The 6,792-nt window shown below is 62.6% G+C and carries 12 protein-coding genes; 7 read left to right on the forward strand and 5 right to left on the reverse strand.

Features of this window, described 5'->3' with window-relative positions:
* The coding region (locus IN820_RS11125; RefSeq protein ID WP_328822101.1) for a nitrilase-related carbon-nitrogen hydrolase at positions 1 to 1,766 on the forward strand (1,766 nt) is incomplete at its 5' end.
* A gap of 79 nt (positions 1,767 to 1,845) precedes the next feature.
* On the opposite strand, the gene IN820_RS11130 is transcribed toward IN820_RS11125, so the two are convergent.
* Entirely contained in the window at positions 1,846 to 2,307 is a 462-nt protein-coding gene (locus IN820_RS11130; RefSeq protein ID WP_193681048.1) for a DUF2214 domain-containing protein, read from the reverse strand.
* 4 nt (positions 2,308 to 2,311) lie between these two features.
* A complete protein-coding gene (locus IN820_RS11135) occupies positions 2,312 to 2,692 on the reverse strand; it encodes a DUF6152 family protein (protein WP_193681049.1) in 381 nt (126 codons plus the stop codon).
* Between the two features lie 145 nt (positions 2,693 to 2,837).
* Between IN820_RS11135 and IN820_RS11140 the strand changes: the two genes are divergently transcribed.
* On the forward strand, positions 2,838 to 3,125 hold the full coding sequence (locus tag IN820_RS11140) for a PIN domain-containing protein (protein WP_193681050.1): 288 nt from the start codon (positions 2,838 to 2,840) through the stop codon (positions 3,123 to 3,125).
* A 317-nt stretch (positions 3,126 to 3,442) separates the two neighbouring features.
* Here IN820_RS11140 and IN820_RS11145 read toward each other — a convergent pair whose 3' ends face one another.
* Complete coding sequence (locus IN820_RS11145; protein WP_193681051.1) at positions 3,443 to 3,802, reverse strand: helix-turn-helix domain-containing protein; 360 nt, start codon at positions 3,800 to 3,802, stop codon at positions 3,443 to 3,445.
* A 207-nt stretch (positions 3,803 to 4,009) separates the two neighbouring features.
* Between IN820_RS11145 and IN820_RS11150 the strand changes: the two genes are divergently transcribed.
* From IN820_RS11150 to IN820_RS11160, 3 genes are all read left to right on the forward strand, one after another.
* Positions 4,010 to 4,387 (forward strand): hypothetical protein, encoded by a 378-nt coding sequence (locus IN820_RS11150; protein ID WP_193681052.1) that lies wholly within the window; start codon positions 4,010 to 4,012, stop codon positions 4,385 to 4,387.
* A 194-nt stretch (positions 4,388 to 4,581) separates the two neighbouring features.
* Positions 4,582 to 4,842, forward strand: coding sequence for a BrnT family toxin (locus IN820_RS22965; RefSeq protein ID WP_369014996.1), 261 nt, complete (start codon positions 4,582 to 4,584; stop codon positions 4,840 to 4,842).
* Between the two features lie 5 nt (positions 4,843 to 4,847).
* On the forward strand, positions 4,848 to 5,048 hold the full coding sequence (locus IN820_RS11160; protein ID WP_193681053.1) for a hypothetical protein: 201 nt from the start codon (positions 4,848 to 4,850) through the stop codon (positions 5,046 to 5,048).
* Positions 5,049 to 5,069: 21 nt separating this feature from the next.
* Here the strand turns inward: IN820_RS11160 and IN820_RS11165 are convergent, their stop codons facing one another.
* Positions 5,070 to 5,498, reverse strand: coding sequence for a hypothetical protein (locus IN820_RS11165; protein ID WP_193681054.1), 429 nt, complete (start codon positions 5,496 to 5,498; stop codon positions 5,070 to 5,072).
* An 80-nt stretch (positions 5,499 to 5,578) separates the two neighbouring features.
* A complete protein-coding gene (locus IN820_RS11170) occupies positions 5,579 to 5,941 on the reverse strand; it encodes a hypothetical protein (protein ID WP_193681055.1) in 363 nt (120 codons plus the stop codon).
* Between the two features lie 82 nt (positions 5,942 to 6,023).
* On the opposite strand from IN820_RS11170, the gene relB reads away from it, so the two are divergent.
* Positions 6,024 to 6,224, forward strand: a complete 201-nt coding sequence (gene relB, locus IN820_RS11175) for a type II toxin-antitoxin system RelB family antitoxin (protein WP_193681056.1) — start codon at positions 6,024 to 6,026, stop codon at positions 6,222 to 6,224.
* Complete coding sequence (locus IN820_RS11180; RefSeq protein ID WP_193681057.1) at positions 6,202 to 6,477, forward strand: type II toxin-antitoxin system RelE/ParE family toxin; 276 nt, start codon at positions 6,202 to 6,204, stop codon at positions 6,475 to 6,477. The genes relB and IN820_RS11180 overlap by 23 nt, the downstream gene beginning before the upstream one ends.
* Positions 6,478 to 6,792 lie beyond the last annotated feature (315 nt).

Genomic DNA, 6,792 nt, shown 5'->3' on the forward strand with positions numbered 1-6,792 from the left:
CCGCCCCGTCTCACGAACCGGGAATCGCCGCCATGAAATACCCTGCCGCTGCCATCCAGTTCGAACCGCTGATGTTCGAGAAGACCCGCAATATCGCCGAGCTGAGCCGCCTGGTGGAACAGGCGGCCACTGCCGGCGCGCGTCTGGTAGTGACGCCCGAAATGGGCACCACCGGCTATTGCTGGCACAACCGCGAGGAAGTCGCACCCTACGTGGAGCCGGTCCCCGGCCCCACCACCCGGCATTTCGCCGAGCTGGCCCGGCGTCTCGATTGCCATATCGTCATCGGTCTGCCGGAGGTGGAGCCCTCCACCGGCCTCTACTTCAATACGGCCGCGCTGGTCGGCCCCGAAGGCTATATCGGCAAGCACCGCAAGAGTCACCCCTACATCTCCGAACCCAAGTGGGCCGCCTCCGGCGACAGCGGTCACTCGGTGTACGAAACCCCGCTCGGGCGCCTGGCCCTGCTGATCTGCATGGACATCCACTTCGTGGAGACCGCTCGCCTGGTCGCCCTGCAGGGGGCGGATGTCATCTGCCATATCAGCAACTGGTTGGCGGAACGCGCGCCGGCCCCCTACTGGATCAGCCGAGCCCGGGAAAACGGCTGCTACCTCATCGAGAGCAACCGCTGGGGACTGGAGCGTGGCGTCCAGTTCAGCGGAGGCAGCTGCATCATCGAGCCGGATGGCCGGGTGCAGGCGAGTCGCGACGAGGGCGATGGCGTCGTGCTGGGCGAGATCGATACCCAGCGCGTCGCGGGCCCCCTGGCGCGGGAACGCCGTCCCGACCTCTATCACGAACTGATGCAGGCCTCCTATGCCTGGAATCCTCTCGACTTCTTCGGCCTGTACGGCCACCAGCCGCTGCCCATGGGCAAGGCGAGCCATATCGCCGTGGCCCAATTCACGCCACAGTCGGCCCTCGACGAGAATCTCCGGCGCATGCTGGCGCTGAGCGAGGAAGCCAGGCGGGCCGAGCTGATCGTGTTTCCCGAGCTGTCGCTGACCGGACTCGATGCGCCGGGCGCGAGCGCCGTGCCCGTCGACCATCCGGTCTTCGCCGAGCTGGGCCGGGCGGCCGCCGCGCGAGGACAGCATTTCGTGGTCGGCTTCGCCGAACGAGACGACGACAGGTGCTACAACGCCGCAGCCCTGGTGGGCGCTGGGGGCATCCTGACGGTCTATCGGAAAATCCACCTGAGCGACGCGGACAGGTCCTGGGCCAACGCCGGAGACCGCTGGCAGACCTGGGATCTACCCCTGGGACGGATCGGCCTGCTGATCGGGCACGATGCGGACTTTCCGGAGGCGGTCAGAATCCTCGCCCTGCGAGGCTGTGACCTGATCGCCTGCCCGGCGGCACTGCCGGGGCCCTTCCATGCCGCCCACGCCGGCACCCGCATCGCCCACGGCGAGCCGATCCCCACCGGGGAGGATCCGTACCATTGGCACCATTACCGGGTCCGGGGCGGAGAGAACAACTGCTACTTCGCCTTCGCCAACGTCCAGGATCAAGAAAAGAATCTGCCCGGACTGAGCGGCATCTTCGGACCGGAAACCTTCCGTTTTCCCCGCTGCGAGGCGCTGCTCGCCGAGCCGATGGGCGTAGCCCTGAGCCAGATGGATACCTCGAACCTGGAGACGCCCTATCCCACCAACGTGGTACGGCGCAAGGATCTGCTGCTGATGCGCCTGGCGCACCATTACGCGCCCCTGCTGCAAGGCACGGCTGGCGGCCAGGGGGCAGCGGCAGAAGCCGGTTGAGCCACCCCTGCCAGTCTTTCTGTCCGAGCAGGTCGCCGGGCCCCTCCCGCGAGCAGCGCAGGGACGGGCCCGGCCAGTTTCAGACGAACCCGATCCAGCGTCCCGCCACCAGCACGCTCGGCCAGAGCAGCAGCGACAGCGCGCCATGCAGACGCACCGCCGGCGATGGGCGCTCCTGCGTCCAGGCGCGGCGATGCAGCCACAGCGCGTTGAGCACGGCCAGGGCGATCAGTCCCAGCTTGATGCGCAAGACCGGGTTGGCCGCATAGTCCACCGCATTGACCAGGAACAGCCAGGCGCCGGTCAGCATCGCCAGCAGCAGGCCGCAGGCGGCCATGCGCGAGAGCAGCGGCCCGAGCAGCGCCAGCGGCACCTGCCGGAAGGCGCCCAGCAGGCGCAGGTCGAGGGTCACGATGGTGCCGATCAGCAGGCCGAGCGAGGCGATGTGCGCGGCGTTGACCAGCAGGTAGGCGGTGCCGTTACTCTGCAGGAACACCGCCGGAGGCAGAGCCGACAGGCCGTGCCAGAGCTCCTGCCCCATGGCTTCAGGGCGACTGGATGCGTTCGGGATAGATGTCGTAGGTCTCGCCGCCCACCTCGATCTGCACGGCCTTCATGCGTTTCTCGGACTCGTCCTTCGAGCGGTTGCCGATGGCCGTGATGGTGTCGCCCTCGCTGGCGGACTCCGCGGTGAAACCCGCGCGCTGGGTCTGGCTGGGATTGCCGAGCTCGACGCGCCAGGTGCCATCGGGCGCTTCCACATCCAGCCAGGGATGCGGCGGGGCGATCTGCACCCGGGTGACGGTGCCGGTCAGTTCCATCTGCTCCGACTCCGCCCAGAACCAGCCGTGGTGGGCGAAGGCGGCCGAGGCGGACAACGCCACGCCGGCGGCCAAGATTCGGGAAATCGGTGCTCGAAAGGACATGGTCCGCTCCCATTGCGCTGAAGGACAAGGCTCACTATAGAAACGAAAAGCGCACCTCTCCAGGCGCAAATGCCAGCGCAGATTTCACCGCTGCGCTCCGAGCGGCGTACAGGCGCGGCGAAACGGCCGGCCCGCGACAAGGCGCTTGCGCCTGTCCGGCGGGGCTCGTTACGCTCGCGGCCCTTGCCTACCCTCATGGGGTCTCGTCGCTCACGGCGAGACGGATCAGGGCAGCTCAAGGACAGCAGAAAGAGGCAATGGCGAGGAATATGTATTCGCGGCTCTGGTGGATGGCGAGAACCTCAGCAGCGCGCTGCTGGGCTCCATTCTCCTGGAGGCCGAAAAGGCCGGTATCGCCGCGATCCGCAAGGTCTATGGCGACTGGACGAAGCCGGGCATGGCCTCCTGGATGCAACCCCTGCAGGAAAAATAAATCTGTTCCCTTTTCTCGCCAAGCGGCGGCATGGCCATGAGCGAATGATCCGCCCCACAGTTAGGTTGGCGCTAAGTGCAGCGAAGCCCAACAACCCGTGGACAGCACCGCGATATCGGCGAGCCGAGCTGCTGGAGGCACGACGCCCCCCGGACGGGAAATGAAGAAGAAAACGAACGACGCGGAGGGCTGTTGAGACTCCGCCACAAGCTGCACGGCCGCGTTCACTGCCGTGCACGGGTTTTTCGTACGTTGGAACCGTCCCGGGTATCGGAAGCGATGCTTGCTTCACGGGCCTGGCGGAATCTCGACAGCCCTTAGTCGGAGGGCCGCATGATCTCCAGGAAGGCATCCTGGCGGCGCCCGCTCATGCAGCGAAAGCGTTGCAGCAGATCGAACTCGCGCTCATCGTGGATACGCCGTGGGTCGTGCACGTAGGCACCCGCCAACTCGCTGAGCTCGAGCCCCTCCTCGTTGGGCCAGCCATCCACCAGGACGTCCAGAGAAACCTTCAGCACTTCGCGCAAGCGCAGCAGCGCCGCGAAACTCGGCACCTCGCGCTCGTTCTCCCAGGCGGAGATGGATGCCTTGGTGACACCGACCTCGAAGCCCAACTGCTCCTGGGTCAGGCCTGCCGCCAGGCGGGTGCTGCGCAAGGTTCTACCGAAAGCACTCATGGGTCATTCGCCAACACTGTTGCGCAGCAGTGTAGGGAGACAGCCATGCACTGTCGTACGGCCATGCTTTACCCTTAATATATGGCAAAGCAATACCTGAAAATTTCACTTCACCACACGTCAGCGGACACCATGCCAGCGATCACACTCGTTCCCGTGGCCATTCCCCCGAACGCCATCGTCCGAAGCATGGCCCGGAGCCTCGCCGTGGGACTCGTCGCGATACCGGCATTCCTCGCCGGCGGCTGGCTAGCGATCGCCGCGCTGCCTCTCGCCCTGTACGCCCTGGCCGGCCTGCTCTGGTACCCCTGGACGGAATGGCGCATCCGCCGCGAGCGGATCGTATTCGGCCGCGAGGCCATCCAGTGGACGGATGGCCGCTCGACCGCCTACCGCAACATCCAGGCGCTCCGCTATCGCGGTAACGGCCACCGCCTCCAGCTACTGGCCCGCGACGGCGACTGGCTCATCGCCCTGCACCACTACAGCTTGTCCGGCGCGACCGACGAGCATGACCTGCTGAAGACGCTTGTCGACAGGGTACGCAGGGAAAATGCCGAGGCGTTGATTGATGTTCGGGGTTGAGGCGTAGGCGTTCACGGCTGTCCATGTCAGACCCGATCATGAACGGAGGAGGCCTGCTATCGCCGCCGAATGCATGAACCCCATCAACGCTGCCTTTGGCGAGAGGCGCAATCAGCAAACCCGCCATCATCCGGTAGCCAATCACCGCTCACAGACAAACGGGATAATGCGTATGCATCTGCACTTTGAATGAGATGCCAAGAAGGCGACCTGCGCAAACATGGGGCCAGCTTCGAAGAAGCCGCGGAGTGTTTCGCGATCCACGGGCCCTCAGCCTCTTTGATGAGAACCACAGCCAGAGCGAGGAACGCTGGATAACCCTGGGCCAAACCGGTGGTCGCAAACTGGTCGTCGTGGTGCGTACTTGGCGAGAAGATGACAGCAACCATATCCATGTCCGCTTGATCTCAGCCCGCTTGGCCACGAGCCACGAGACACAACAGTATGAAGGGTGAATACCATGCGTGAAGAGTACGATTTCAGCAGAGCCGAGCGCGGCAAGTTCCACCGCCCCGATGCAGAACTGCACCTGCCGGTGTACCTGGTCAACGATGTGCTCAATTATTTCGAAGAGCGCGCACGCAGTAAGGGCGTCGCTTTGACAATCCTCATCAACGATTTATTGCGCAAAGACATCGCCCTCATTGAGAGCGTAAAGTAAATTCCAAACGCCAGCACTTTTTCAGCGCGATTGAATTCTGGAGATAACGAACTCGACCACGAGGCCGAGAGCGCCACTAACAGAGATAACCTTGTTCCAGTATTCAAACTGCTCCGCCTGGAACTGGCCCACGCCTATCCCTGTCAAGAACAACATGGAAATCCAGAAAGGCCATGCGCGCGTACAAATCTTAAAGAGTCTCCAAAAACTTGCCCGCTCTAGCAGCTCGTCTACGTATTGGCGATACGCCTTACCAAGAAAAAAGCCGACGCCAAACGCCAGCGTTGCAAACCCCATTGCTACCAGTGGAGACAATGGGTAATACTTTATGGCGATCCCAATAGCCCCCATAAGGACACCACCCAACACGGCTAGGCTACGCATATACGCTATAGCTACATCGTAGCCATTCCAATGGATCTCTGGATCGAAGTGGGGTAGGTGCCTCATAGTTTCTCCTTGTACTGAAGTCGTATCCGGGGCAACCGCAGGGGATATGCGCCGTGGTGTCTGACGCAATAGTCCGTCGATCAGTTCAGTACGCCGGCAACCTGGTCGGAGTTCAGCAATTCCTCGAGCTTTCGCTTGAACGCCTGCGGAACTGCGCTTTTTGCGTGACCAGGAGGATTGAATGCACTACCTCCGAGATTATCTCGCCCGGTAATGACGCCTTCCGCAATCACCTGCCCCTGCGCGTCGCATACATAGGCCTTCACATCGTAAAGAAGCGCGGTGTTGTTGTAGGTGTCGGCTTTCCACTCAGTGAAATTGAGCAATAGCAACCTATCTGCACCTGAGCCTCGTAGCTCCGCAACCGCTCGGTCCTGGCTCACCGAAGAGGAAAGCGAAACCGGTGATGCCTGAGCACCGCCTTCGGTGAGTGACCGCGCCACGGATGCAGCTTCTCGTCCGTGCACCTCACACAGCACGCCTGAGAAGGTTTAAACTCGTGTGCATCTGTACGGGAGATCCACCATGAGCGCTCACCTTTCCCCCATCGTGTCCGAGTTCGAGACGCAGGAGCAGGCAGACAGCTACGATCACTGGTTTCGCGCAAAGGTGCAGGAAGCCATGAGCAGCGCTAAGCCGCGCCTACCTCATGACGAAGCAATGGCGAAAGTACAAGCGGCCCTGGAAGAGCGCAGGAAGAATCGTGCAAACCGTTCGCTGGACTGACGAAGCCGCCTCCGACCTGGTCGAAATCATCGACTACATCGAGCAACGCAACCCTCTCGCAGCTCAGGCCTTGCACACCTCCATCCTGCGAGTTGTCGAGGGGCTTCCATCTGCCCCCTTTCTTTTCCGGCCTGGCCGCGTGGCCGGAACCCGGGAGTGCGTTGTGCACCCCAACTACCTTGTGATCTATGAAGTCAGGACGGACAGCATCGATGTCCTACGCGTACTTCACGCTCGCCAAGAGTATCCCTGACGGCGCCTCATGCTAAAGCGTTGATCTGGTCGGCGCAGAACAGGACAGGTGAGGCATGGAGCCAATCAATGCTCCGTGTCGCCTTCCGCTTATCATAGCGTCGGCATGCCGGGACTTATGATTTCGCGGCTCAATGGCTGGCCTGTCGTTTCCCCTGCCAACGCTTCGCTACCCGTCTCACGACGACCAACGCATGACTCGGGGCCAAGATGATGCGCCACTTCGTTCTCGTATCGGACTTACACCGACTACCTCTTGCCAGTAGCACCAACTCGCCATTCACTTCGTACTCTTCCAGCCAGACGATGTCGTGGG

Origin of the sequence: Pseudomonas lopnurensis (assembly GCF_015070855.1) — a bacterium.
In the GTDB taxonomy this organism is placed as follows: Bacteria; Pseudomonadota; Gammaproteobacteria; order Pseudomonadales; family Pseudomonadaceae; genus Stutzerimonas; species Stutzerimonas lopnurensis.

Bases quoted from the DNA above. Each gene is read 5' to 3' on its own strand.
- IN820_RS11130 (WP_193681048.1), bottom strand. From the start codon at position 2,307: ATGGGGCAGGAGCTCTGGCACGGCCTGTCGGCTCTGCCTCCGGCGGTG.
- IN820_RS11135 (WP_193681049.1), bottom strand. From the start codon at position 2,692: ATGTCCTTTCGAGCACCGATTTCCCGAATCTTGGCCGCCGGCGTGGCG.
- IN820_RS11145 (WP_193681051.1), bottom strand. From the start codon at position 3,802: ATGAGTGCTTTCGGTAGAACCTTGCGCAGCACCCGCCTGGCGGCAGGC.
- IN820_RS22965 (WP_369014996.1), top strand. From the start codon at position 4,582: ATGCCAAGAAGGCGACCTGCGCAAACATGGGGCCAGCTTCGAAGAAGC.
- IN820_RS11160 (WP_193681053.1), top strand. From the start codon at position 4,848: ATGCGTGAAGAGTACGATTTCAGCAGAGCCGAGCGCGGCAAGTTCCAC.
- IN820_RS11165 (WP_193681054.1), bottom strand. From the start codon at position 5,498: ATGAGGCACCTACCCCACTTCGATCCAGAGATCCATTGGAATGGCTAC.
- relB (WP_193681056.1), top strand. From the start codon at position 6,024: ATGAGCGCTCACCTTTCCCCCATCGTGTCCGAGTTCGAGACGCAGGAG.